This window comes from Serratia sp. K1WW1 (assembly GCF_055790865.1).
The window spans coordinates 4,447,580-4,473,532 of the sequence record NZ_CM147697.1 but is presented as its reverse complement, the minus strand read 5'-3'; the positions used below and the strand labels follow the sequence as shown (position 1 = coordinate 4,473,532).

Here is a 25,953-nt window from a genome sequence, read left to right as displayed (position 1 = left end):
GGTTGACCGCCTAGGTTCTTTTCATTAAGAATGATCTTAAACCTTCCAGCAAGGGTAAGGTCAATAGAATATTACATTGATAGAAAAGGATTTTTATTAACGCTGTTCACAACGCAGCCACGCTTCGACATAAGGCCCGAATTTTGCGGGGTTTTCTTTGGGTATAAAAAAACCAGCCCGAAGGCTGGTTTAAGCGTTTTAGCAATATTTTACTTCATGTTGTTCGCTGACCACATCCCCGTGATTGGTCGGGCAAACAACGCCAGCACAGCGATAAGGCTCACTTCAATGGAGATTGACCAGCAAATGTGACCGATCAGTTCACTCCAGAACTCATACCCATTCAGGTTCCAGAGCCAGCCAGTTTCACCTGAGAGATAGGCCGGATGCCTGAATCCTAGCGCCGGGATAAGGAAACCGTGCATGGCCAGCGTGATCACAATACCGTAAGCCGCACCATACCAGAGCCTGATTTTGGGCGTATAAGCCGAAACCAGAACGTAAAGGCCCGCAAAGATGAAGCTGAACATCCAGTGATAAAGCATCACTGCGCCGGGGATCGTTACGCTCTGGTAAACATAATCCATAGAATGGGAGTTAATTCCCAGCCAGCCAAGCCAGGCATCAATGTTAAGGGCGGGCGGCGATGCCTCACCGACGATGCGCGGCGGCATATTGGCCTCAGAGCCTGATTTTACCAGTGAACTGATCGCACCACCGATGAAAGTTGCCCACAAAAAAATACGTAAATTAACTTTACTGCAAATGTTCATAACTCCACGTCCGTGAAAAGGAAAAATGAGCCCTAATTATATGTTACGAGCATGTTGCTGCGTATTACTGAAAGCATCGAGATATGACAATTTTTTCAGGTACAGCCTCGTCAGGCGATATACGGGCTGTATTTGGTGAGCTGTTGCCCAGTGTCTTCGCCCCCCGTTGCCGCAACCCTATTTCCCAGGAGGTTGACGATATTATCAAAACGCGAGGGTCCGGGCGGATGCGGTAAGTTTAAATCCTCTTACTAGCATGCCCCTATGCGTCCACAGACAGAAGGTCAAAAGGGGGTAATTGGGGAGTAATGGGGTTATAATTTATTGAGTTACTACTGTCACTTGGGTGCAGTGGGGTACATGGACCTTCCAGCAAGGGTAAGGTCAAGGGGGATAAAGTGAATATCAGCGACGTTGCCAAAAAAACCGGTTTGACCAGCAAAGCCATCCGTTTTTATGAAGAGAAAGGATTGGTGACCGCCCCGATCCGTACGGACAACGGCTACCGCAGCTATAGCGCCAGGCATATTGAAGAGCTGACGCTGCTGCGCCAGGCTCGTCAGGTGGGTTTCAATCTTGATGAGTGCCGTGAACTGGTCGCGTTGTTCAACGATCCGGGGCGGCACAGTGCCGATGTCAAAGCCCGCACGCTGCAGAAAGTTGCCGATATCGAAAAGCACATCAGCGAACTGGGGGAAATGCGCCAACGCCTGCTGGCGCTGGCGGATCAATGCCCTGGCGATGAAGGCGCAGACTGCCCGATCATTAATAATCTGGCAGGCTGCTGCCACCAAGGCTAGCGGATAATGGCGCGGATCACCAAGGTGGTGCCTTCGACCGCCACCACTTCAACTTCGGTGCCGATTGGCAGATCCTCGTTGGCTTGCGCGCGCCAACTGCTGTCGGCGATATTGATGCGGCCATGGCCGTTATGCATCGCCTCGGTCAGCGTGGCGCGGGTGCCGATCAGTTGACGGTTACGCTGGTTGAGCACCGGAGAACCGCTGGTTGCCGTTGGCCGCTTGCGCAGCCAGTACCACCATAGATAGGCCACGGCGATGGTCATCACGGCAAACAGCGAGCCTTGCCACTCCCAACTCAACTCCGGCAGCAGCCAGATAATCACCCCGACAATCACCGCAGAAACGCCGCTCCACAGCAGATAGCCGCTGGCACCGAGCATTTCCGCGGCCAACAGCAGCCCGCCTAGCGAGATCCAGAACCATTGAGGGTTTGCTGCGATCTGTTCCAGCATAATTACTTACCTTTGCTGTCTTTCAGCAATTCGGTAATACCGCCGATAGAGCCCAGCAGGCTGCTGGCATCCAGCGGCATCATGATCACTTTGCTGTTATTGGCAGAGCCAATCTTCTGCAATGCGTCGGTGTATTTCTGGGCTACGAAGTAGTTAATCGCCTGGATATTACCGGTGGCGATGGCGTCAGACACCAGCTGGGTAGCCCGTGCTTCTGCTTCGGCGGCACGTTCACGCGCTTCTGCCTGCAAGAACGCTGACTGGCGCTCGCCTTCGGCTTTCAGGATCTGGGATTGCTTATCCCCTTCGGCGCGCAGGATCGCGGCTTGACGTACCCCTTCCGCTTCCAGGATGTCCGCACGTTTGGTTCGTTCGGCCTTCATCTGGGCGTTCATCGCCACAATCAGTTCGGCGGGTGGACGAACGTCACGGATTTCGATACGGGTAATTTTGACGCCCCAAGGGTTGGTCGCCTCATCGACGATATGCAGCAGGCGGGTGTTGATACTATCGCGCTGTGACAGCATTTCGTCGAGCTCCATGGAACCGAGCACGGTACGGAAGTTGGTCATGGTCAGGTTAACGATCGCCTGCTCGAGGTTACTGACCTCATAGGCGGCGCGAGCCGGATCGACCACCTGGATAAAGCAGACCGCATCGATTGCCACGTTGGCGTTATCGCGCGAGATAATCTCCTGGGAAGGGATATCCAGTACCTGCTCCATCATATTGATCTTGCGGCCAATACGATCCATAAAAGGCACTACCAGGTTTAAACCCGGCATCAGCGTTTTGGTATAACGGCCGAAGCGCTCTACCGTCCATTGGTAGCCCTGCGGGACGATTTTGATACTTGAGAAGACGATAATCAGCGCGACAACGATCACGATCGGAATAATGGTAAACATGGCACAACCTCCTGTCAGACATATTGCTAGATATTACGCCAGCGACAGGGGGAATGCCTAATGTATCACCAGGATAAGACTGTTTTTTGCAGAAAACCTGAGGATTTCACGGCGAATACGCACTTTTTATCAGGTTTATCTGGCACCGTCTTACCGCTGCCATGACGTGATAATGGAGACTTCTTCAGGATCCGCATCGAATTTGCTCAGCGTCACCGTGTGGCCGTCGGTCAGCAACACGCTGACCGCCATGCCGATCACGCCGGACTGCAGATTGGTCTGCTCGATATGTTGGAGCGCTTTTAGACAAACGAATTGCTGCATCTCGGGCAAATGTTTGAATCTGTCGGTTTGGGATTTTTTCAAGAGGGCTATCCTTTGGCGCTGCCGACGATTTGGCCATCACGCAGCAACACAATCTTGTGTTTCTGCCGGTACCAGATGGCGGTGTAAACACCTTTCTGATAAACCTGCGCATACTGGTTTTCTTCGGTCAACGCGGCTGCCGTTTGCTCAATGTAACCCTGCTTGATATCCGGCGAGATCTTGATGTCTATCCCGGCAATGCGTGCCTGCAGTGTCTTGCTCTTTGCCGACTGCGCGTATTGTTTCGCCGCATTTTCCAACGCCTGCTTCTCTGCCGCAGCGTAGATGGCGGTCTGGCGGTTTTGTTCGGCCAGATAGCAGGTTTCTTTGGAAACGCCCCGTGCTTCGCATTCAGCCATGCGCGACGCCGTAGAAGTGCAGCCAGCCAGCAAGATGGCAATCACCATGGTAGACAGTGTCCTAATTATCATTTTTAGTTCTTCGAGTTAGTCAGGATGGCACCGGAGTGTTCCTGCATTTGTTTATGCGTTTTATTAGAAGCTATTAGCTACTAAATAAAGTGATATTTAGCCTGGTTTGTTGATTTACCGAACTGATGCTACAGAATATTCTTAGGTAAGCATCACGTTTTAACCATTCTGTTGACCAATGTCAATTTTTGTCAGCTACTGAGAACAGATCTCATAAAACATTTAAACGTAGCTAATAGCTCCTTAATTTGAGTTAAATTAACCCTGTGTCGGAATTTACGTAGCTGTGGGGGACGGAATTTATGTGCTAAACTGCGTCATGTCTGTAGAGAGTAAGAGGAAATCGCAGGGTGGATAATCAAGCAGAGTTTAAAAGCTATCTGGAACGATTAGGCATTGAGCAACCTGCACTGTGCATACTCTTGGGGGTGCAGCGCAGCACCCTGAATAAATGGGTGAATGGTACGGTAACCGCAATCCCGGCCATTGCCACGACCGCGGTCAAAATGCTGTGGTTTATCAAAGAGTCCAATCCACAGCTGTTCCAGCGCTGGATGATGGTCCAGGATTTTGGCGTGCCAGCAGAGTACGCGACCAATGACAAGGCGTATGAATTCCTGCACGTCCTGAAGCGGGAGCCGTCACCGCCGATTAAGAAACTCCGGGCCCAGGTGGCGGCGCAGAAGCGATAAAATCGCGTGTTAAACCGGTAAATCAATACCTTGTAGAAATCCGGTGATGCGTTCATCGCGCCGTTGGAACAGCGTGACAATTTCTTCCACGGCTTTACCACAGTCGTTACGCCAGGCCAGGGAGAGCGGTGACGGTTGCCGTTGATTGACCACGTCACGGGTGATCAACTGGCCGCTATCCAGATAGGGCTGGCACAGATTTTTCGGCAAGAACCCTACACCCAGCCCCTGTAGGTGGCATTCGAGTTTACTGCGCAAGTCTGGCACCTTGATCTCTTTTTGGCCGGTCAGCAGCCAGGCAACGCGTTTGGTCAGGTTGCGCGAAGTATCTTCCACGTTGATCGCCGGGTAGCTGCGCAGCCGATCTTCATGCAGTGCCGTGTCTTGGCAGGCCGCGAGCGGATGATCTGGCGTGACCACAAAAGCCCAACTGATCCCCCCCAATTTCAAGACGCTAACGTCATTAGCCAGTGATTCAGAGCCGGTGGTGCCAATGGCCAGCTGAAAATCCCCGTGCAACAACGAATCCCATACTCCCATATACACCTGACGCGAGATATGAAACTGCGTGAAGGGATAACGCTGTTGCAAGTAGGCTAACAGCCGGGCGACGCTTAGCGGGTTGTACAGCAGGTTGTTGATTACGATGTTGACCTGATGCTCTACGCCGTCGTTGATCTGGCGTAGCTCATCGGGCATGGAGTCGAGCCAGTTGTGCCATTGGCGGCAACGTTCCAGCAGGTATTCACCTGCGGGTGTCAGGTTTACGCTGCGGGTGGTGCGGATAAACAGCTGGGTGCCGATGCTTTCTTCCAACGTTTTGATGCGATAACTGATGGTGGCAGTGGTCTTGTGCAGTAATTCGGCGGCGCGGGAAAAGCTCTGGCATTCCGCGACTTTAATAAACGATCGAATTGTTTCGTGATCCAGCATAGCGCTTCCTTAACCGGTGCAGTCATCGTTTTCCTAGTGTTTAACAAGAATTTACTGTCCTTAATCGCCTTGGGTTAGTCATAAAGCGGCTTCCCGTGATATCGCTCACATTTTTTTGCCCTTCCTGTGCTGAATACCGCTGAAAGTGACAACTCTGTTAATAAACTGTATCACTGTGGTGTGTTTTTTAATTTGTTGATTATAAATGGAATATTTTCTCGTTGGCACAAAAAATGTGCAGTGGATCTTGTTGTGGAAAATTTTTCCAATATTAACTTTTAAATTTCAGGCGACCTGTCTAGAGTGAACCCATTCAGTAATGTTCCTTTTTGAAACGATCCTGGAGAAACTGATGGACCTGATTGCCGTTGAGTTAACGCCTGAAGCCTTTGCACCCTATGGGAATGTATTGCAGATCGAGGGGGCGCCCTTTTTCCATATTAATGGTGGGAAAACGGAAAGATATCATGATCTTGCCAATGTAGAAGTGGCCGATGATCATCGGGTGCTGGTCAGCATCAACCGATCTGAGCCTTGCGATCTGCCGTTGGAGTTCTCCGTGTTGGAGAAACATCCGTTGTCCTCGCAGGCTTTTATGCCGATGAAGGGGGAACGCTTCGTGGTGATTGTTGCTGAACCCGGGGAAGGGGACGAAATTCCGTTACATACTTTGCGCGCCTTTATCACCAACGGTAAGCAAGGGGTGAATTATCACCGCAATGTTTGGCACCACCCGCTGTTTGCCTATGGCGCGATCACCGACTTTTTCACGGTCGATCGTGGCGGTGCCGACAACTGTATCGTCAAAACATTGCCAGAGACTTACCGGGTTGTGCTTGGATAGCGCTGTCCCCAAGCGCATAGGCTGTTTATTATAGCGGGGAAACCTTGAGCTAAATAAAGGAAAGCCTGAATGAACGAAGTACGCAGAAAGGGAAGACCAACGACAGAAGCAGGGGCGACGAAAGGCGCGCAGGCGTTGGATCGTGGGTTGGAGATCCTGCAGTTTCTGGCCAATGCCGGAGGAAGCTCGTCCGTTTCCGTGCTATCCGAGAAGTTGGAGTTACCGCTATCAACGACTTTCAGATTATTGAAAGTATTAGAAAAATCGGAATTCGTTTTTCAGGATCCCCAGCTTGGCTGGTGGCATATCGGTATCCAGTCGTTTACCGTCGGTGCGGCTTATATGAATGACAGGGACGTGGTTTCGGTGGCGGGCCCTTATATGCGGCGGCTGATGCTGCTATCAGGCGAAACCGCCAATCTGGCCATCAGGAATAACTTTGACGCCGTGCTGATCCGTCAATGTGAGTGCCAGGCGATGGTGCGGATGTGCGCGCCACTTGGCAGCCGCTTACCACTTCACGCATCTGGGGCAGGGAAAGCGCTGCTGTATCCGCTGGCGGAAGAGGAGATGCTGGATTTGTTCGTACGTTCGGGGCTGCACTCGTTTACCCCGAAAACCCTGACCAGCGTAAATCTATTACGTAAGGATTTAGCGCAATCGCAGGCACAGGGCTATACCGTTGATGCTGAAGAGCACGCTCTTGGCCTGAATTGCCTGGCTTCGGCGATCTTTGACCGTAACAACAACGTCATTGCGGCCATCTCTATTTCAGGGCCTAGCTCGCGCGTTAGCAGCGATCGTTTCAAGGAACTGGGGGAGTTGGTGCGTGACGTAGCCAACGACATCAGTACCGCGCTAGGCGAGTCGCGCAGCAAGAAATAGCACGTTTAAAGCAAAACCTGTAGCCGCGATCACGGCTGCAGGATGAGGTTACCTCCCCGTTTATTACCTGAACGGGTTTTTTTGAACTCATTTTAAGTTTGGAAAATTTTTCCAAAATTTAGGAGAACGTTTAGATGGCAATTATGCGAGCAGTAGATGCGGCAATGCACGTGTTGGAAAAGGAAGGCGTGAATACCGCATTCGGCGTGCCTGGCGCGGCGATCAACCCTTTCTATAACGCGATGCGTCAACACGGCGGCATCAAACACTATCTGGCGCGTCATGTTGAAGGCGCTTCCCATATGGCGGAAGGTTACACCAGAGCCAAAGCCGGCAATATCGGGGTGTGCCTCGGGACTTCGGGGCCTGCGGGAACGGACATGATCACCGCGCTTTACTCTGCCTCTGCCGATTCCATTCCCATTTTGTGCATCACCGGCCAGGCTCCCCGGGCGCGTTTGCATAAGGAAGATTTTCAGGCAGTAGATATTGAATCGATCGCCAAGCCGGTCACCAAAATGGCGGTGACGGTCATGGAGCCGGCGCTGGTGCCCCGCGTGCTGCAGCAGGCATTCCATTTAATGCGCTCTGGCCGCCCAGGCCCGGTGCTGATCGATTTGCCTTATGACGTGCAGATGGCCGAGATTGAGTTTGATCCGGAAACCTATTCCTCGCTGGGTGCTTATAAACCGGCGGCTACTGAGGCGCAGATCGACAAAGCCCTGGACATGCTGTGTGCCGCAAGCAAACCGTTGTTCATTGCCGGTGGCGGGATCTTCAACGCGGATGCGGCCGACCTGCTGCAAGAGCTGGCGGAGACCTGCAACGTACCGGTGATCCCAACGCTGATGGGCTGGGGCTGTATCCCGGACGATCACCCATTGATGGCAGGGATGGCCGGATTACAAACCTCACACCGCTACGGTAACGCCAACCTGCTGGATTCCGATCTGGTGTTTGGCATCGGCAACCGCTGGGCTAACCGCCACACCGGTTCGGTAGATAAATACACCGCCGGGCGTAAGGTGATACACATCGATATCGAACCAACCCAGCTTGGCCGCGTGATCTGCCCGGATCTGGGCATTGTTTCCGATGCCAAAATCGCCCTGCAAATGTTAGTGGCAAGAGCTCGTGAACGTGCGGATCAAGGGACGCTGCCAGATCGCTCACAGTGGGTGGAAACCTGCCTCCAGCGCAAACAAACTCTGCTGCGTAAAACGCATTTCGATAACGTGCCAATTAAACCTCAGCGCGTTTACGAAGAGATGAACCGGGTGTTCGGGCGTGATGCTTGCTACGTCACCACTATCGGGCTTTCGCAGATCGCGGCGGCGCAGATGCTGCACGTGTTCAAACCGCGCCATTGGATTAATGCCGGGCAGGCGGGCCCATTAGGTTGGACTCTTCCTTCGGCCTTGGGGGTCTGTGCCGCCGATCCGCAGCGCAAAGTGATCGCGCTGTCGGGTGACTATGACTTCCAGTTCATGATCGAAGAGTTGGCCGTTGGCGCGCAGTTCAAACTGCCGTACATCCACGTGGTGGTCAACAACGCCTATCTGGGGCTGATCCGCCAGTCGCAGCGCGGTTTCGATATGGATTACTGCGTCCAGTTGTCCTATGAAAACATCAACAACCCGGAAGTGGGCGAATACGGTGTCGATCACGTCAAGGTAGTCGAAGGGCTGGGATGTAAAGCGATCCGCGTTGTTAAGCCTGAGGATATCGCTCCGGCTTTCCAACAGGCGCAAGAGTTGATGCGTCTGCATCAGGTTCCGGTGGTGGTGGAGATTATCCTCGAGCGGGTCACCAACATCTCTATGGGGACCGAGCTGGACAACGTCAATGAATTCGAACCCGTTGCCGAGTCGCCAGAAGATGCGCCGACCTCGGTCAGCTACTTCAACTATCAGTAAGGAGCAGGCTCATGCCGAAGTTTTCAGCCAACTTATCGATGTTGTTTAATGAAGTTGATTTTATGCAGCGTTTTCGCTGTGCCAAAGAGCAGGGATTCACGGCGATTGAATATATGTTTCCCTACGATTATTCCGTGCAGGCGTTGAGGGGCGCACTGGAAGAGAATCAACTCACACAGGTATTACAAAACCTGCCAGCCGGGGATTGGGCTGCGGGTGAGCGGGGTATCGCTTGCCTGCCAGGGCGCGAGTCCGAGTTTCGTGATGGCGTAGGTCTGGCGGTGGAATATGCCCGTGCGCTGGGCTGTGCGCAGATTAACTGCCTGATCGGTAACCCGGATAAATCCGTCGCCCAACATAAGACCGATGAGATTGTGGTCGCTAACCTGAGCTATGCGGCAAGGGAACTGGCCAAGGCCAATATCCGTCTGTTGGTTGAACCGATCAATAAATACGATATGCCCGCCTTCTATCTGCAAACTACTCGTCAGGCGTTGGAGCTGATGGATTGGGTCGCGAGCCCTAACCTGTTTATTCAATACGATATCTACCACATGCAGCGCATGGAGGGCGAGCTGGCCCAAACCATGGAAACGCTGTTGCAGAAAATCGCGCATATCCAGGTTGCCGATAATCCGGGGCGCCATGAGCCAGGCACCGGGGAAATCAATTACGACTATCTGTTCCGCGCGCTGGACAAGATGGGCTATCGCGGTTGGATTGGCTGTGAATACAAACCTGCGACAACGACCGCTGCCGGCCTGTCATGGATTAAGCAATATCAACATTGAGGGACATATCATGAAAGTAGGCTTTATTGGTTTAGGGATCATGGGCACGCCAATGGCTGAAAAGCTGATCGCAGGCGGCCATCAGTTGTATGCCAACACCTTGAATAAGGTTCCGCCGGAGCTGGTGGAAAAAGGGGCCATCGCCTGTGCTACTCCCAAGCAGGTGGCCGAGCAGGCTGACGTCATTTTTATTATGGTGCCCGATACGCCTCAGGTGGAAGAGGTGTTATTTGCGGCCAATGGCTGTGCCGAAGCACAGCTTAAAAACAAGATATTGGTGGATATGAGTTCTATCTCGCCGCTGGAGACGAAGGAGTTTGCCAAACGCATCAACCAACTGGGCGCCGATTATCTGGATGCGCCGGTCTCCGGTGGTGAAGTCGGCGCCAAGCAGGGCAGCTTGACCATTATGGTCGGCGGTGACGAAGGCGTATTTGGGCGGGTAAAATCGTTGCTGGCCCTGATGGGGAAAAACATTACGCTGGTCGGCGGCAATGGCGACGGCCAGACCTGCAAGGTCGCCAACCAGATTATTGTGGCCCTGACGATCGAAGCGGTATCCGAAGCGCTGATATTTGCTGCCAAAGCGGGTGCCGATCCGGCACGGGTCCGTGAAGCGCTGATGGGCGGCTTTGCCTCATCGCGCATTCTGGAAGTGCACGGTGAGCGGATGATCAAACGGACCTTTGAGCCGGGCTTCCGTATCTCCCTGCATCAAAAGGATCTCAATCTGGCGCTACAGGGTGCGAAGTCGTTGGCGCTCAGTTTGCCAAATACCGCCACTTGCCAGGAACTGTTCAATCTCTGTGCGGCCAATGGGGCCAAAGATCTCGACCATTCCGCGTTGGTACAGGCGTTGGAAATTATGGCTAACCATAAAGTGGCAGGCTAAAGAGTAAGGCTTAACAAGTTGCAGGTGCCTTCCGCCTGCAACTTGAATTCTGGCTATCGTATATTTGTGTAATGGTTATATTCCTGTCTGTCTTGGCCGTATTGGTATTTGACTAATATAAAGATTAGAACATCGGTTTGTTGTAGTGATAATAAGCAAAAAATTACCTACGCTATTTTCTTATATAATATAAGAAGGACCTGTCATGGAATCTATTAGCAATAAGCAGAGAGAGATTTACCAACGGCGCGGCTATCATGAGGATCTATTACCCAAAGAGGCGGATAAGAAAACCTGGAAGGGAATTAACTATTTTACCTTGTGGATGGGTTCGGTACATAACGTTCCCAACTATGTAGCCGTCGGAGGCTTCTTTATTCTTGGGCTTTCCACCTTAAGCATTATGGCCGCCATTATCCTCAGTGCCTTTATTATTGCCTTTGTGATGGTGATGAACGGCGCTGCCGGTTCGAAATACGGTATTCCTTTTGCCATGATCCTACGTGCCTCTTATGGCGTGCGTGGCGCGTTGTTTCCAGGGATCCTCAGAGGCTGCGTGGCCGCCATCATGTGGTTTGGCTTGCAGTGTTACGCAGGCTCGCTGGCCTTCCTGATCCTGATTGGCAAACTGTGGCCACAGTTTCTGACCTTGGGTGGGGATTTCAACCTGTTGGGGATCGGCCTGCCTGGGCTGATTGCCTTCCTGATATTCTGGGCGGTGAACGTGGCCATTGGCCTGGGAGGCGGCAGCATTCTCAACAAGTTTACCGCAATCCTCAACCCCTGCATCTACGTGGTGTTTGGCGGCATGGCCATTTGGGCCATCTCCATCACTGGCCTGGACAATATCATCGCTTATGTACCGGCCAATGCTATAACGACCAATAATGGCGGTTTCATGTTCCTGGTGGTGATCAATGCGGTGGTAGCGGTATGGGCTGCTCCGGCGGTCAGCGCCTCGGACTTTACCCAGAATGCCAGCAGCTTCCGCCAGCAGGCTTGGGGACAAACGCTGGGTCTGGTTGTGGGATATCTATTATTTGCCGTCGCCAGCGTCTGTATCCTGGCCGGGGCCAGTATTCATTACGGGGTTGATACCTGGAACGTGCTGGATATTGTACAGAAATGGGACAGTATTTTCGCCTCGGTGTTTGCGGTGCTGGTGATCCTGATGACCACCATCTCCACCAATGCGACCGGTAACATCATTCCTGCGGGCTACCAGATTGCCGCCATCGCACCGAAAAAACTCACCTATAAAAATGGCGTGGTGATTGCCAGCATCATCAGCCTGATGATCTGCCCGTGGAAACTGATGGAGAATCAGGAAAGTATTTACCTGTTCCTGGATGTGATCGGCGGAATTTTAGGGCCGGTGATCGGCGTGATGATGGCGCATTATTTCATCGTGATGCGCAGTGAGATCGACCTCGACACCTTATATATCGAACCCGGTAATTATAAATACTACGATAACGGCTTTAACAGCGTGGCGTTTATTGTAACGCTGTTTGCCGTGTTGCTGTCGTTGGGCGGTAAGTTCATTGAGATACTCGAACCTTTATCACGGGTTTCCTGGTTTGTTGGCGTTATCAGCGCATTCTGTTTATATGCGCTACTCAAAAGTAGAACAGTAGTTAATCGGCAAGAATATACCTGAAGTGAATATGATAAAGAAGTAAATAACCCTAAGCGTAATAATATGATACTTTAATTTCACGAAGGAGCATGATTATGTCATACGATTTAATTATCAAGAACGGTAAGGTTGTTTTAGAACATGATGCCATCATTACCGATATCGCGGTTAAAGAGGGCAAGATTGCTGCCATCGGCAATGGTCTTACCGGCGCTAAAGCGGAGATTGATGCCAGCGGAATGGTGGTGGCACCGGGCATGATCGACGCCCATGCGCATATGTCAGAACCGGGCCGTACCCATTGGGAAGGGTATGAAACCGGTACGCGTGCTGCGGCCAAGGGCGGTATCACCACCATGGTCGAAATGCCGCTCAACCAGCTGCCAGCCACGGTGGACAGAGCCTCGATAGAAATGAAGTTCTCGGCGGCAGAAGGCAAGCTCACCATCGATGCGGCCCAGTTTGGTGGCCTGGTTTCCTACAACCTGGATCGGCTGCATGAACTCGATGAGATTGGCGTGGTGGCCTATAAATGCTTTGTAGCGACCTGTGGCGATCGCAGCGTCAGCAATGACTTCCGCGACGTGAACGACTTTGAATACTTCAAAGGCCTGCAGACCTTGGCCAAGCTGGATCAGTTGGTGGCGGTACACGCCGAAAACGCCCTGATTTGCGATGCGTTGGGGGAAGAGGCCAAGGCGGAAGGACGCGTAACGGCACACGATTATGTTGCCTCTCGCCCGGTATTTACCGAGGTTGAAGCGATCCGCCGGGTGCTGTATCTGGCCAAGGTCGCGGGTTGCCGCTTGCATATTTGCCACGTCAGTAGCCCGGAAGGGGTGGCAGAAGTGACTCGCGCTCGTCTGGAAGGGCAACAGGTCACCTGTGAGTCCTGCCCGCACTACTTCGTGCTGGATACCGACCAGTTTGAGGAAATTGGCACCCTGGCCAAGTGTTCACCGCCGATCCGCGATGCGCAGAACCAAAAAGGGCTGTGGGATAAGCTGTTTAACGGTGAGATCGACTGCCTGGTTTCCGACCACTCGCCATGCCCACCGGATATGAAAGCGGGCAATATCATGCAGGCCTGGGGCGGGATCGCCGGGATACAAAACTGCGTCGATATCATGTTCGATGAGGCGGTGCAGAAAAGAGGCATGGCACTGCCAGTGTTTGCCAAATTGATGGCGACCAACGCCGCCGATATTTTTGGCTTGAAGCATAAGGGGCGCATCGCTGTGGGGAAAGATGCCGATCTGGTGTTCATTCAACCCAACAGCAGCTACGTACTGGCTAGCGGCGATCTCGAGTATCGCCATAAGGTCAGCCCGTATGTGGGGCGGAAAATCAACGCACGGGTGGCCAAAACCATCCTGCGTGGCGAAGTGATTTACGATCTCAAAGCAGGTTTTGGCGTTCGTCCGATCGGTAAATTTGTGCTTAAACATCAGCAATAACAGTAGGTAATCAGCGCCCGTCACCGGGCGGGCGCGTGAATGATGAGATATTGGATATGAAGGAAGCACCCATGAACGGGTTATGTGCCAGTCGTAGCAGTTGGTTATCGGGCTTGCAGTGGTTCTTTTTCATTTTCTGCAATACGGTGGTGATCCCGCCGACCCTGCAATCGGCATTCAACCTCTCCCCTGGTGTGACCTTTTGTATCACCCAATACACCTTTATCTCCACGGCGCTGGCCTGCCTGGCGCAGGTGTTTTTGGGCCATCGGCGAGCCATTATGGAAGGGCCAACGGGCCTGTGGTGGGTGACCATCTTAACCCTGACCCTGGCGGAAGCAGCCAACGGCACGCCGCTGCCAGAAATTGGTGGCAGCCTTGCGGTGGGGATCCTGATCTCTGGCATTTTGACCATCCTGATTGGGGTGAGCGGGTTGGGGTTTCACCTGGCGCGCCTGTTCCGTCCTGCGGTGATGGCCACGTTTATGTTTTTGCTGGGGGCGCAGTTAATCACCATCTTTATGAAAGGGATGCTGGGGTTACCTTTTGGCGTTTATACCGGCGTCGTGACCATTAACTACCCGGCCTTTTACTGGGCGTTGACGGTGTTGCTGCTGATTATCGCCATTATTGCCTTTTTACCGCGGGCGATCGGCAAATATGCGCTGTTAATCGGCACCTTGGTTGGCTGGGGCGTTTACAGCTGGTGGTTTGCACCCTCTGGTGCGCCGATCACGGGCAGCGATTGGGTGCTGTTCCCACTCGGGTGGCCGCAGGAATTACATGGGGGGATTGTGATCAGCGCCGTCCTGACCGGTTTGGTCAACGTGTCGAATAACTTTGCTGCCATCCGCGGTACCGATATTTTTTATGCTGACGGCCCGGCGGGCAGAAGCCTGTTCCGGCGTAGCTTTATGGTTTCAGGCGGGCTGACTTGCCTGGCTGCTCCGCTGGGCGTGGTGCCTTTCTCGCCTTTTGTTTCTTCCATTGGCTTGTTGACCCAGACACAAGACAGCAGCCAGCGCTCGTTTATTATCGGCAGCGTGGTATTCCTGCTGGTGGGGATGTTGACGCCGCTAGCGCAATTTTTCTGCAGTATTCCGCTCACGGTCAGCAGTGCCGTTATGCTGGCCTCTTATCTGCCTCTGCTGTTCTCCTCGGTGCTGTTTATCAACAAGATCGAACTGAATAGCCGCAACATTTATCGGCTGGCGCTACCGCTGTTTTTGGGCGTATTCCTGATGAGTATGCCTTCCTCCTTCTGGCAGGGGGTACCGATCACCATCAGGCCGCTATTCAGCAATGGCCTGTTGATTGGCGTGCTGCTGGCGGTGTTGGTTGAGAATAGTATTCCGTGGGATAAGGTGAAACCACGCTAGCCTTTATAATACAGCAATTAATCAATATTGTTTAAATTCCCACCGCTCTGACTTTGATAATCAGGGCGAGTCAATCCAATTACACTGAAATAAAATCTGAAATAGCAGGATGCCAACCAAGGAGATCCGATATGGCGACCAATAATGCTGAGATTGATCAAGCTATTCTGGCCAGTCCCGACAAGGCTAAACTCTACCGTAAAATAGCCTGGCGAATTATGCCGATATTACTGATTAGCTATATCGTCGGTTATCTTGATCGTGTAGGGATATCATTTTCAAAGTTCCAAATGATGCCGGATATTCTGCAAGGTAATGTGACGATGGCGGAGGCGGTGTATGGCCTCGGCGCCGGCGTATTCTTTATTGGTTATATTATCGCCGGTGTGCCAAGTAATATCTTACTGAGTAAGTATGGTGCGCGGAAGGTCATTGCCCTGTTGATGTTGGTATGGGGCACGATTTCAATGTTGAGTATTTTCATTACCAATCCCACGCAGTTTTATCTGGCACGATTCCTGCTGGGGTTAGCCGAAGCCGGCTTTTATCCGGGGGTGATCCTCTATCTGACACTTTGGTTCCCTTCAAGCCAGCGGGCAAAAATGACGGCGTTGTTTGTTTGCGGGATACCGGTAAGTAACATCATTGGTGGACCACTTTGCGGTTGGATCATTGAAAACATGAATGGCATGTTTGAGCTGTCCGGCTGGCAATGGTTATTCTTTATCAGTGGCCCGCGTGCATTACTGATTGCGGTCGTCATTTTCTTCTTCCTGGATAATACCTATCAGAGTGCTAAATGGCTCAGTCCACAAGAAAAAGAGATGATCACCCAAGATATGGCGCAGGGAACATCGAAAAAGGTAGGTGCTGATGGTACTGCGCAGGAGTGGACAATGAAGACCATGCTGAAGTCTTCCGCCTTCACGAAAATGTGGTTGATCTGTTTCTGCACGGTGATGGGGCAAGGGGGCTTGGCCTTCTGGGTGCCGACCATGATCCGTGATACGGGGGTAAGCTCGGTGTTGGATATTGGTTTGCTGACCATGCTGCCGTATATGCTGGCCGTTGTCGCTATGCTAATGGCTGCACGCAGCTCTGACAAACATCGAGAAAGGCGTTGGCATATTATTGTTCCTTTCTGTATTGCTGCGGTTTCGCTGATTTTTATCGGCCTGTTCCCAGACAATAAAGTCATCGTGATGGTGGCATTATGTATTGCAGTCGCCTCCAGCCTGGTCCCTTCGCCCCTGTTCTGGAGTTTGCCAAATGCTATCTTTACGGGGACCTGCGCTGCCGCTGGGATAGCGCTAATTAACTCGATTGCCAATATAGGTGGCTTTATTTCCCCTTATATTATTGGTTACTTTAAGAATACCACGGAAAGTAATCTGGTCGCGATGTGTGTGCTATCCAGTATGATGATACTGGGGGCTATTCTGACCTATAGCGTTCCGGCAAAACTGGTTAATAAATAATAGCCAATAGAATATTGGTTACTGATAGTAGCTCCGATTGATAAAAAACCATGCTCTCTCTGCCTATGTGGTGATCTATTTCATTGGCCGAGAGTATGGTTTTTTTATTGTCTAATGGTGAAGGGGGAATGTTTATGGTGGCGATATTAAAAGTGGGGTGAATAACAGGTGACCCGGTATTGACCCCTCACCCTAACCCTCTCCCACAGGGAGAGGGGACCGATCGAGTATGTATGAAGTTGTAGTCATTCACTTCGAATGAGGAGGCGGCCGAATTTGCTGAGATGAATTATTTACCCACAGGGAGAGGGGGCCGATCGAGTATGTATGAAATTGTAGTCATTCACTTCGAATGAGGAGGCGGCCGAATTTGCTGAGATGAATTATTTACCCACAGAGAGAGGGAACCGATCGAGTATGTATGAAGTTGTAGTCATTCACTTCGAATGAGGAGGCGGCCGAATTTGCTAAAATGAATTATTTACCTACAGGGAGAGGGGACCGATCGAGTATGTATGAAGTTGTAGTCATTCACTTCGAATTAGGAGGCGGCCGAATTTGCTAAAATGAATTATTTACCTACAGGGAGAGGGGACCGATCGAGTATGTATGAAGTTGTAGTCATTCACTTCGAATTAGGAAGCGGCCGAATTTGCTAAAATGAATTATTTACCTACAGGGTGAGGGGACCGATCGAGTATGTATGAAGTTGTATTAATTCACTTCGAATGAGGAGGCGGCCGAATTTGCTGAGATGAATTATTTACCCACAGGGAGAGGGGACCGATCGAGTATGTATGAAGTTGTATTAATTCACTTTGAATGAGGAGGCGGCCGAATTTGCTGAGATGAATTATTTACCCACAGGGAGAGGGGACCGATCGAATATGTATGAAGTTGTAGTCATTCACTTCGAATGAGGAGGTGGCCGAATTTGCTGAGATGAATTATTTACCCACAGGGAGAGGGGACCGATCGAGTATGTATGAAGTTGTATTAATTCACTTCGAAGTTGTAGTCATTCACTTCGAATGAGGAGGCGGTCGAATTTGCTGAGATGAATTATTTACCCACAGAGAGAGAGGGAACCGATCGAGTTGGGCTGAAAGTATCGTGATTCTTCATGATCACCGGCAGATTCAGCTTGATAGAAGGGGCGATCGAGTTTGCTGAGGTGATTTCTTTATTTCCAAAAGAGTAGGGGCTAACAGCTCCCTCTCCCTGTGGGAGAGGGTTGGGGTGAGGGGAAAGATTGATTGCTGAATGAACAATAAGACTCTGTTTCAATCAAATAGGCCACACTACATGGAGCGTGGCCTTGAAGCGGGTTTAGAAGTCGACGTCGCGGTTGCAGTCTTTCGAGTAGATATAGCTGAACTCTTCCTGGCCCACCGCATAACCGGCTTGTGGAACGTAGGCGGCCATAAAGATGTAATCCCCTTTCTTGACCGGGATCCACTCGTTATCCAGGTTATACACTCCAGCACCGCTGAGAATATATGCCCCATGTTCCTGCACGTGGGTCTCGATGTAGCCATGGCTGGCACCTGGCTTGAAGGAGAGGATATGAATGTTCATATCGAACCCCAGATCCTTCGGCAGCAGATCTTGCAGGATCACATCGCTCATCCCTTCATAGTGAATTCTTTCCAGCTTGTTGACGTTGTTGCTTACCACATGGGCTTCATAGCCCTTGATGCGGTTGTAGACACGCTTGTAGAGGAATAGCTGGCTTGGCTTGCCGCCGTTGGTATTCTCCAGGCGCAGCATCACACCGGCAGGGCAATACAGATAGCCGCCGGTGGTGAGTGGATAATCGGTGCTGTCTGCTGAAGCGGTGATGTTACCTTCGATAACGTAGACCAAGGTTTCAATATTCTCACCGCCAAAGCCTTGCTGGTTACGGCCGCCATCATGCAGCGTCACCAGATAATCGACAAAAGTGGCGCCCAGTTTCGGGGTGGCAAGAATGGTGACGTCGCAATTCTCGAAGCCAGGAATGATGTTACGCACCAGGCCATCGGGTGGGATCACGGCATAGTTGTCGCGTTTGATAATGGAGCGCGAAGCCAGGATATCTTTTGGATAGCCAATCTGATTATTGATATAACCCACGTTAATTCTCCTGATTAGTCAGGGCCGCAGCCCTACAACAAAAATTATGCTTGTGCCGCCGTTTGGCGATTGTTTTTCTGCTTCATCAATACGTTGACGGTAAAGAAGATCACGGTGCCGATCAGCAGGATGGCGGCCGAGATATAGAAGCCCATCACCTTGGAGCCAGTGCTGTCGGAGATCACCCCGGTGAGGAATGGAGCAATCACCGAAGAGGACATGCCGAAGAAGTTAAATACGCCAAAGCTGGTGCCATAGCCTTTCTTCGGAGCGTTATCTGCCACGAAGGAGATCATGATTGGATCCACCGCCAGCTTGCCGAGCAGGCCGTAAAGGATCAGGCTGACCAGCAGGGTGGTGGAGTCCGGTGAGATCACGGTGCAGACCAGCGTCACGGCGGCACAGATTTGCAAGAAGATGATCAACTGCACTTTCTTGGCGCGGAAACGGTCAGACATGCGGCTGAAGAACAGCGCCCCTGGCACGGAGGCAAAGGCCACCAGTGCGGCAGAGAAGCCGATGGCCACGCCTTCGAACCCACGTTCCTGCTGCAGGAAGGAAGGCAGCCAGGTCACGATCATGTAGTAGCCATAGCAGGTGGCGAAATACATCACGTAGGCGGAAATCATCCGCAGGCTGAACAACCCACTGACTTCCTCGGTCTCTTCCACTGGCGTGGCCGCAGCGGCTGCTGGGCTGGCGGCCAGTGAGGCGGTGTAGGAGCCCCCCTTGATCACCAGGAAGAACACCAACGTCATCACCACCAGCAGGCCGGTGATGATAAACAGCATGATTTGCCAGTCCATCCCCATGCTTTTCACCAGCAGGCTGGAAGCGATCAGGCCAATGGCCATCCCCAGCGCAGAGCCGCTGTTGATAATGGCGGTGGCTAAACCACGGCGTTCCAACGGAATGTTTTCTGATGACAGCGAGTAGGCTGAGCCGTAGTAAGAGCCACAGCCCATCCCGGCCAGCAGGCTACCGGCGTAGATCATCGTCAGGCTGGTGGCGTTACCGATCAGCAAGGTGGCGATGATGAACAGGCAAAAGCCTGGGATCAGCACCACCTTCTTGCCGAACTTATCCACCAGGATCCCTGCCGGAATTTGCATCCCGGTATAGGCAAAGAAGTAGAAGCTGGCGATCAGGCCCATCTCGGCGTTGGAATGTGAGCCGATAGTTGCCTGGATCTCAGGGAAGATCGGTGTCAGCACCGTGCGGTAAATCCAGATCACCGCCCAGCCCAGGCACAGGACCACCACGATTTTTTTCCAGTACAGCGGATCAAACCCGGTGTTGGAGGCGGTTTTGCTGTTGCTCATAGGCGGGCTCCCTGCTCGGTATAGGCCAGTTGATATAAGGTATGCGCCAGAATTTTCACTCCTTCGGCCAGATCGGACAGTTCAGTTTTCTCCGCTGGGTTATGGCTTATACCGGCAATGCTTGGCACAAACATCATCACCGTCGGCACGTGCGGGGCAAAAATCTGTGAGTCATGGCCAGCACCGCTGTGGATCATGCGGTAGTTCATCTTATGGCTTTCACATAGATGGCTGACGCAGGCCAGCAGCTGTTTGTCCATTGGGATCGGCGTTTCATCCATCCACAGGTCGATCTCGACCTCAATGCCCATTTCGGCACAGATGCGCTGAATATCGGCTTCGATCTCTTGGGTAAAACGCAGCAGCGTTGCTTTGTCGGTGTGGCGGCAATCCAGGGTGAAATGAGTGAAACCAGGCACGACGTTGACGGTGTTAGGCTTGGGCTCGACCTTGCCAAAGGTCAGTACCAGCGGGTCGCCTTCCGCTTTGGCCTTGGCGATGGATTCGCAGCAGATCCGGCTGAAGGCATAAACGGTATCCTTGCGGTAACCCATTGGCGTAGTGCCTGCGTGGTTGGCCTCGCCCTTGAGTTTGATATCATAGCGGCGCTGGCCGACGATGCTGGTGACTACGCCAATGGTTTTTCCTTCGGTCTCCAACACTTTGCCCTGCTCGATATGCAGTTCAACGAAGGCGGCGATATCTTTGCGCAGCGGCTGGTCTTGCGGGCGGAAGTCAAAGCCGGCGCTATGCATGGCATCAACGAAATTCACGCCTTTGGCATCACAGATGCTTTTGACTTCTTCCGGGCGAGCGGAGCCGATAATGTTTTTACTGCCCCAGAAAACGTAAGGGAAACGGCTGCCTTCCTCCTCGGCCAGCGAGATGACTTCCAGCGTGCGCAACGGAGCGCCGTAGGTTTCTTTCAGATGTTTGATCGCCAGATAGGCGGCTTCGATGCCAAACTGACCATCAAGGTTGCCGCCGTTGACGACCGTATCGATATGCGAGCCAGAAAGGATCACCTGATCGGGATATTTGCTGCCCTGCAGGCGCCCGGATAAATTGCCGACGGCATCAAAAGAGGTCGCCAGACCGGCGGTTTCAAAAGCCTGCTTCAGCGCCTGTTGGGCTTCCACCCACTCAGGGGTATACAGCAAGCGCGTCATGCCGCCGCTGGGATCTGCCCCGATCTTGGATAACCAGCCAGAAGTTTCACTAATTTCTTGTTGGAAATTCTTCATATTTATCTGCCTGCTTGTAACGTCCCTGAGACATGCGCCAACTGAGCTTTGTCGGGAGGGTTGATAAGGAAAATGGCGGTGAAAATAGCTTTTCTCCGCCTGATTTAATTGATCTGACGATTAACTGGCAAACGGATCTTTATGGTCGTAGGAACGCTGGTAAATATCGTCAGAAATCAGGTATTGATAAATGTCGTCAACAATATCGATGCCATTCTTTTCATTTTCTATTTCACGCATATGGCTACCCTGGCCAGGATAGAGCACTTGTTTCACGCCAGGTGCCGGTTTGATTTCGTTCAGTTCTCTCATTACCTGGCTGATATGTTTGCGGAAGGTCACTTCATTGGTGAAATAGCTTGGGTTGAGCACGATATGCAGCTGGCCCAATTCCCGGCCTGCGCTTAAATCGTGATACATCGAGCTGACGTGTTTACCGAACGGCAGGCCAAGCAACACGCCGGATAGAATATCGACCATCATCATCAGGCCGTAACCTTTTGGCCCAGCGATAGGCAACAGCCCGCTGACGGCGAAAGGATCGGTGGTGTTATTGCCTTCGCTATCTACCGCCCAGGTATCCGGGATTGGCACGTTGCGTGAGCGGGCGTCCAGCACCTTGCCCCAGGCCTGAACCGTGGTGGCCATATCGAAGGTCATGATGTCGTCGCCTTCGGCCGGTGCCGAAAAAGCGATGGGGTTGGTGCCGTAGTAGACCTCTGCGCCGCCATAAGGGACGACCATCGGATCCGACTGACACACAGAGATGCCAATCATGCCTGCACGGGCGGCTTGTTGCACAAAGTAAGACAGCGCGCCACTGTGGCCAATGCGGCGAACGCCGACCACCGCTACGCCGTTCTCTTTCGCCATTTCGATGGCGTGGTCCATACCCAGCTTGGCTGCGACGTGCCCGGCACCGTTGTCGCCATCAAAAACTGCGCTGCAAGGGCCGGTTTTTTCAAAGGTGAAATGCGGGTTGTTATTGGTGCCGCCTTTGCTGATGCGTTCAGAATAATATTCCACCCTCACCGCGCCGTGGGAATGGATCCCGCGCGCATCCGCATGGACCAAAACGTCCGCGACAATCCCGGCGTGTTCCTGGCTTAGGCCTGCAGAATGAATTTTATTTTGAATCAGTTGATGCAGTTGCTGCTTAGAGACTTTCATTGACAGTCCTTCCATTGATATACCCTATGGATTTCAAGCTGCAGCTAGGCGACAAGCTATCTCATCCCCAGGAGCTTATGTTTAGTAAGTGACTGGGGTGAGATAGTGCAGGTAACAACGCTGCAGTTTGAAAGACGACGGGTATACGGTTTATTAAAACTATCTCTAACGCCTACTGTATAAACCTGGGGCTGTAATAATGTGATCCAGACGGCTATTATTTTATTGGCTTAAATTTTCGTTGAATGGCATTACCATTGTTAGATTATTTTTAACAAAGCGCCGTCTTTCTGACGATTGAATTCAATTAATCCCCGCCGGACTTGATGATTTTTTCTAACAATGGACAAAGTGTGATGAGACTCACCTTCGTCAACGGGTTTTATTTGTAGCTTGGCCAATAAGAATATGGGGTCTGAAATAAATAGGTTACTAAAAATATCTGAGAACGCCCATTGCGAAGTTCACATGCTGTTTTAAGGATATCACTATGATCCATGCTTTTATAAAAAAAGGGAGCTTTCAGGATTCCGTCAGCCTGATGCTAATTTCCCGTAAGCTCAGTGAATCACCCAACGTCGAAGAAATATCGGTCATGATGGGGACGCCGGCCAATAAATCCTTACTTGAAGCGACCGGCTTCTGGCATCCGCAATTTAGTGAAGCGACCCCCAATGATATTTGCGTGGCGATCAAGGCGGAATCTGCCGATGACAGCATCACCGCACAGATCGGTGAAGCGTTAGACCTGGCGTTGAAAGCCATTGCCCAAGGGCAGCAGGGGGGTAAACGCCTGCTCAAGGCACGCAGTTGGCGCATGGCGCGGCAGAAGCTGCCGGATGCCAATATGGTGCTGATCTCCATTGCCGGGGAATATGCCGCGCAACTGGCCGATCAGGCACTGGACGATGGCTGCAACGTGATGATGTTTTCCGACAACGTCAGCGTTGAGCAGGAAGTGGCGCTTAAAACCAAAGCGCGTGACAAGGGCCTGATCGTGATGGGGCCAGACTGCGGCACGGCCAATATTGCCGGGGCACCGCTGGCCTTTGCCAACGTCGCCCCCAAAGGCATGATCGGCATCATTGGCGCTTCGGGAACGGGTATCCAGGAGCTGACCTCACAAATTACCCTGGCCGGGCAGGGGGTCTCTCACGCCATTGGCTTGGGTGGGCGTGATTTAATCGCCGAAATCGGTGGTATCAGCGCTATCAGCGCACTGCGTATGTTGGCGGCCGATCCGCAAAGCCAGGTGTTGGCGTTTGTCTCCAAGCCTCCGGCCGAAGCGGTACGCCAACGGGTTATCGATGAGATGAAGACCCTTGGCAAGCCGGTGGTCGCGTTGTTCCTTGGCGCCAAGAACGCACTGAAGCAGGAAGATAACATCACCTTCGCCGCGACGTTGGATGAAGCCGCCCGCCTGGCTGCGATGTTGGCAAACGTCCAGCAAATGGCCGCACAGCAACCTGCGGTATGTGGTGGCAAAATCTCCGGTTTGTACGCCGGTGGCACGTTGGCGGCGGAATGCGCCATGTTGCTGGCCGATCGGTTGGGCGTGGAGGCCGACAGCAAGCATCAGCATGGCTCTATGCTCAACGCCGACGGACACCGCATTATCGATATGGGGGACGATTTCTACACCCAGGGTAAACCGCACCCGATGATTGACCCGTCTACCCGTAATCAGGAAATCGCTCGCCTTGCTCAGCAGCCGCAGATTGGCGTGTTGTTGCTGGATTTGGTGATTGGCTATGGCGCTCAGGAAGATCCCGCAGATTCCTTGGCTACCGAAGTCAAACGCGTACGCGAAAAGCGTGGTACGGCCCATCCGCTGGCAGTTATCGCCACGGTGACAGGCACCGAACAAGATCCCCAGCAGCGTTCGAAACAGATTGCCACGCTCAACGAGGCGGGCATTGCCGTGATGAATTCGCTGCCTGAAGCGGTAGCGCTGGCCTGCCAGTTAATTGCCCCTCCTGCGCTGGGTACTAACGAACCCGCACCCGCCATGCTGGCCGGTGTTTCCGTGATCAATGCAGGCCTGCGTAGCTTTGCTGACGATCTGCAAACCAACGAAATTTCAGTGGTGCATTACCAATGGGCCCCGGTGGCCGGTGGTAATCAACGATTGGCTAACATACTGAAAAAATTAAAGTAAGGGATTGATATGACCGCAACTATTGAACAAGCAAACGCTGCCGTTATCGCCAGGATCCGTGAAGCCCGCCCACATTGGCAGGATGTTGCTTTAGCGAAAAACCTGATCCCGCAGTTGGCGCAGGGGAGAAAACTGCTGCATGCCGGGCCGCCGGTCACCTGGGCGGAAATGAGCGGCCCGGTACGCGGTGCCTGCATTGGGGCCTGCCTGTTTGAGCAATGGGCTGACAGCGAGCAACAGGCGCTGGCGCTGCTGGAGAACGGCGAGATTGAGTTTATCCCTTGCCATAACGTCAGTGCCGTTGGCCCGATGGGGGGTATCACCTCGGCGCATATGCCGCTGGTGGTGGTGAAAAACACCGTTCATGGCAACCATGCCTACTGCAACCTGAACGAAGGGATCGGTAAGGTGATGCGCTTTGGTGCCTATGGGCCAGACGTGCAGGCGCGCCTGCGCTGGATGCGTGACTCATTGGCACCGGTGCTGAAAGAAGTGCTGGCCACCTTCGATGAAGGGATTGACCTCACCGCCGTCATGGCTCAGGCCATCACCATGGGGGACGAGTTCCACCAGCGTAATATCGCGGCGTCGGCGCTGCTGATGCGTCTGCTGGCCCCGAAAATCAGCCTGCTTGAGCGGGACAACGTTGAGCTGGCCAAGGTCATGCAATTCCTCAGCATCACCGATCAGTTCTTCCTCAACCTGGCGATGGCCTATTGCAAGGCGGCCATGGATGCCGGGGCCGAGATTAAGCAAGGCACCATCGTGACGGTGATGACCCGTAACGGCAAAAACTTTGGCGTCAAGATCAGCGGCATGGGCGACCAATGGTTTACCGCGCCGGTCAATACGCCGGAAGGCCTGTTCTTCTCCGGCTATAGCCAGGCCGACGCCAACCCCGATATTGGCGACAGCGCCATTACCGAAACCTTTGGCATTGGCGGTGCGGCCATGGTCGCTGCACCAGGCGTGACCCGCTTTGTCGGTGCCGCCGGTGGCATGAGTGCCGCGACCGATATCTCCGAAGAGATGGCCGAGATTTACCTGGAACGCAACATGATGCTGCAAATCCCAACCTGGGACTTCCAGGGCGCATGCCTGGGGCTGGATGCCCGCCGGGTGGTAGAAACCGGTATTACGCCGTTGATCAACACCGGGATTGCCCACCGTGAAGCCGGGGTTGGGCAGATTGGTGCCGGTACCGTGCGTGCTCCATTGGGCTGCTTTGAAAAAGCCATCGAAGCGCTGGCAGAAAAGCTGGGCATCAGCGCGTAACAACCGGTTCGCCCGGAGGTAACTCCGGGC

The 25,953-nt window shown here is 52.6% G+C and carries 23 protein-coding genes; 13 read left to right on the top strand and 10 right to left on the bottom strand.

Annotated features, from left to right (window positions below; all coding sequences use genetic code 11):
• Window positions 1-209 precede the first annotated feature (209 nt).
• A complete protein-coding gene (locus ACX9GU_RS20300; RefSeq protein ID WP_473192714.1) occupies window positions 210-773 on the bottom strand; it encodes a YagU family protein in 564 nt (187 codons plus the stop codon).
• Window positions 774-1,171: 398 nt separating this feature from the next.
• On the opposite strand from ACX9GU_RS20300, the gene cueR reads away from it, so the two are divergent.
• Complete coding sequence (cueR, locus tag ACX9GU_RS20295) at window positions 1,172-1,573, top strand: Cu(I)-responsive transcriptional regulator (protein WP_473192713.1); 402 nt, start codon at window positions 1,172-1,174, stop codon at window positions 1,571-1,573.
• On the opposite strand, the gene ACX9GU_RS20290 is transcribed toward cueR, so the two are convergent.
• From ACX9GU_RS20290 to ACX9GU_RS20275, 4 genes are all read right to left on the bottom strand, one after another.
• A complete protein-coding gene (locus ACX9GU_RS20290) occupies window positions 1,570-2,028 on the bottom strand; it encodes an NfeD family protein (RefSeq protein WP_021180097.1) in 459 nt (152 codons plus the stop codon). The two genes, cueR and ACX9GU_RS20290, sit on opposite strands and share 4 nt — an antisense overlap.
• Window positions 2,029-2,030: 2 nt before the next feature.
• A complete protein-coding gene (locus ACX9GU_RS20285; RefSeq protein WP_473192712.1) occupies window positions 2,031-2,936 on the bottom strand; it encodes an SPFH domain-containing protein in 906 nt (301 codons plus the stop codon).
• A gap of 150 nt (window positions 2,937-3,086) precedes the next feature.
• Window positions 3,087-3,302, bottom strand: a complete 216-nt coding sequence (locus ACX9GU_RS20280) for a hypothetical protein (protein WP_473192711.1) — start codon at window positions 3,300-3,302, stop codon at window positions 3,087-3,089.
• 5 nt (window positions 3,303-3,307) lie between these two features.
• Window positions 3,308-3,733 (bottom strand): hypothetical protein, encoded by a 426-nt coding sequence (locus tag ACX9GU_RS20275; protein ID WP_473192710.1) that lies wholly within the window; start codon window positions 3,731-3,733, stop codon window positions 3,308-3,310.
• A 350-nt stretch (window positions 3,734-4,083) separates the two neighbouring features.
• On the opposite strand from ACX9GU_RS20275, the gene ACX9GU_RS20270 reads away from it, so the two are divergent.
• A complete protein-coding gene (locus ACX9GU_RS20270; RefSeq protein ID WP_473192709.1) occupies window positions 4,084-4,425 on the top strand; it encodes a hypothetical protein in 342 nt (113 codons plus the stop codon).
• A gap of 9 nt (window positions 4,426-4,434) precedes the next feature.
• Here the strand turns inward: ACX9GU_RS20270 and allS are convergent, their stop codons facing one another.
• Window positions 4,435-5,358 carry an HTH-type transcriptional activator AllS gene (gene allS / locus ACX9GU_RS20265; protein WP_179252220.1) on the bottom strand — a complete coding sequence of 308 codons (924 nt, stop codon included), beginning with the start codon at window positions 5,356-5,358 and terminating at the stop codon, window positions 4,435-4,437.
• 352 nt (window positions 5,359-5,710) lie between these two features.
• Between allS and ACX9GU_RS20260 the strand changes: the two genes are divergently transcribed.
• The 9 genes from ACX9GU_RS20260 to ACX9GU_RS20220 all read left to right on the top strand — a co-directional run bounded on the left by ACX9GU_RS20260 (window position 5,711) and on the right by ACX9GU_RS20220 (window position 16,639).
• Window positions 5,711-6,202 carry an ureidoglycolate lyase gene (locus ACX9GU_RS20260; protein WP_024484428.1) on the top strand — a complete coding sequence of 164 codons (492 nt, stop codon included), beginning with the start codon at window positions 5,711-5,713 and terminating at the stop codon, window positions 6,200-6,202.
• Between the two features lie 69 nt (window positions 6,203-6,271).
• Window positions 6,272-7,087: an HTH-type transcriptional repressor AllR gene (allR, locus tag ACX9GU_RS20255; RefSeq protein ID WP_021805438.1), complete on the top strand. Its 816-nt coding sequence runs from the start codon at window positions 6,272-6,274 to the stop codon at window positions 7,085-7,087.
• Between the two features lie 134 nt (window positions 7,088-7,221).
• Window positions 7,222-9,003 carry a glyoxylate carboligase gene (gcl, locus tag ACX9GU_RS20250; protein ID WP_473192708.1) on the top strand — a complete coding sequence of 594 codons (1,782 nt, stop codon included), beginning with the start codon at window positions 7,222-7,224 and terminating at the stop codon, window positions 9,001-9,003.
• Between the two features lie 11 nt (window positions 9,004-9,014).
• The gene (gene hyi / locus ACX9GU_RS20245; RefSeq protein ID WP_021180091.1) at window positions 9,015-9,794 is read left to right on the top strand and encodes a hydroxypyruvate isomerase; all 780 of its coding nucleotides are present in this window, start codon (window positions 9,015-9,017) and stop codon (window positions 9,792-9,794) included.
• A 10-nt stretch (window positions 9,795-9,804) separates the two neighbouring features.
• Window positions 9,805-10,686: a 2-hydroxy-3-oxopropionate reductase gene (gene glxR, locus ACX9GU_RS20240; RefSeq protein ID WP_473192707.1), complete on the top strand. Its 882-nt coding sequence runs from the start codon at window positions 9,805-9,807 to the stop codon at window positions 10,684-10,686.
• A 205-nt stretch (window positions 10,687-10,891) separates the two neighbouring features.
• On the top strand, window positions 10,892-12,346 hold the full coding sequence (locus ACX9GU_RS20235) for an allantoin transporter (protein ID WP_473192706.1): 1,455 nt from the start codon (window positions 10,892-10,894) through the stop codon (window positions 12,344-12,346).
• 74 nt (window positions 12,347-12,420) lie between these two features.
• The gene (gene allB, locus ACX9GU_RS20230) at window positions 12,421-13,782 is read left to right on the top strand and encodes an allantoinase AllB (protein ID WP_473192705.1); all 1,362 of its coding nucleotides are present in this window, start codon (window positions 12,421-12,423) and stop codon (window positions 13,780-13,782) included.
• A gap of 71 nt (window positions 13,783-13,853) precedes the next feature.
• Window positions 13,854-15,161, top strand: coding sequence for a uracil/xanthine transporter (locus tag ACX9GU_RS20225; protein ID WP_473192704.1), 1,308 nt, complete (start codon window positions 13,854-13,856; stop codon window positions 15,159-15,161).
• 131 nt (window positions 15,162-15,292) lie between these two features.
• Window positions 15,293-16,639 carry an MFS transporter gene (locus ACX9GU_RS20220; RefSeq protein WP_473192703.1) on the top strand — a complete coding sequence of 449 codons (1,347 nt, stop codon included), beginning with the start codon at window positions 15,293-15,295 and terminating at the stop codon, window positions 16,637-16,639.
• Between the two features lie 1,329 nt (window positions 16,640-17,968).
• On the opposite strand, the gene allE is transcribed toward ACX9GU_RS20220, so the two are convergent.
• The 4 genes from allE to allD all read right to left on the bottom strand — a co-directional run bounded on the left by allE (window position 17,969) and on the right by allD (window position 22,490).
• Entirely contained in the window at window positions 17,969-18,754 is a 786-nt protein-coding gene (gene allE, locus ACX9GU_RS20215; protein ID WP_024486475.1) for a (S)-ureidoglycine aminohydrolase, read from the bottom strand.
• Window positions 18,755-18,798: 44 nt separating this feature from the next.
• Complete coding sequence (locus ACX9GU_RS20210) at window positions 18,799-20,076, bottom strand: MFS transporter (protein ID WP_473192702.1); 1,278 nt, start codon at window positions 20,074-20,076, stop codon at window positions 18,799-18,801.
• Window positions 20,073-21,320: an allantoate deiminase gene (gene allC / locus ACX9GU_RS20205; protein ID WP_202670989.1), complete on the bottom strand. Its 1,248-nt coding sequence runs from the start codon at window positions 21,318-21,320 to the stop codon at window positions 20,073-20,075. The genes ACX9GU_RS20210 and allC overlap by 4 nt, the downstream gene beginning before the upstream one ends.
• A 120-nt stretch (window positions 21,321-21,440) precedes the next feature.
• Window positions 21,441-22,490, bottom strand: a complete 1,050-nt coding sequence (gene allD, locus ACX9GU_RS20200; protein WP_473192701.1) for an ureidoglycolate dehydrogenase — start codon at window positions 22,488-22,490, stop codon at window positions 21,441-21,443.
• 490 nt (window positions 22,491-22,980) lie between these two features.
• On the opposite strand from allD, the gene ACX9GU_RS20195 reads away from it, so the two are divergent.
• Together ACX9GU_RS20195 and ACX9GU_RS20190 are read left to right on the top strand one after the other, a co-directional pair.
• Window positions 22,981-24,648, top strand: coding sequence for an acyl-CoA synthetase FdrA (locus tag ACX9GU_RS20195; protein ID WP_473192700.1), 1,668 nt, complete (start codon window positions 22,981-22,983; stop codon window positions 24,646-24,648).
• Window positions 24,649-24,657: 9 nt separating this feature from the next.
• Window positions 24,658-25,923, top strand: coding sequence for a YlbE family protein (locus ACX9GU_RS20190; RefSeq protein ID WP_473192699.1), 1,266 nt, complete (start codon window positions 24,658-24,660; stop codon window positions 25,921-25,923).
• The last annotated feature ends 30 nt before the right edge of the window (window positions 25,924-25,953 follow it).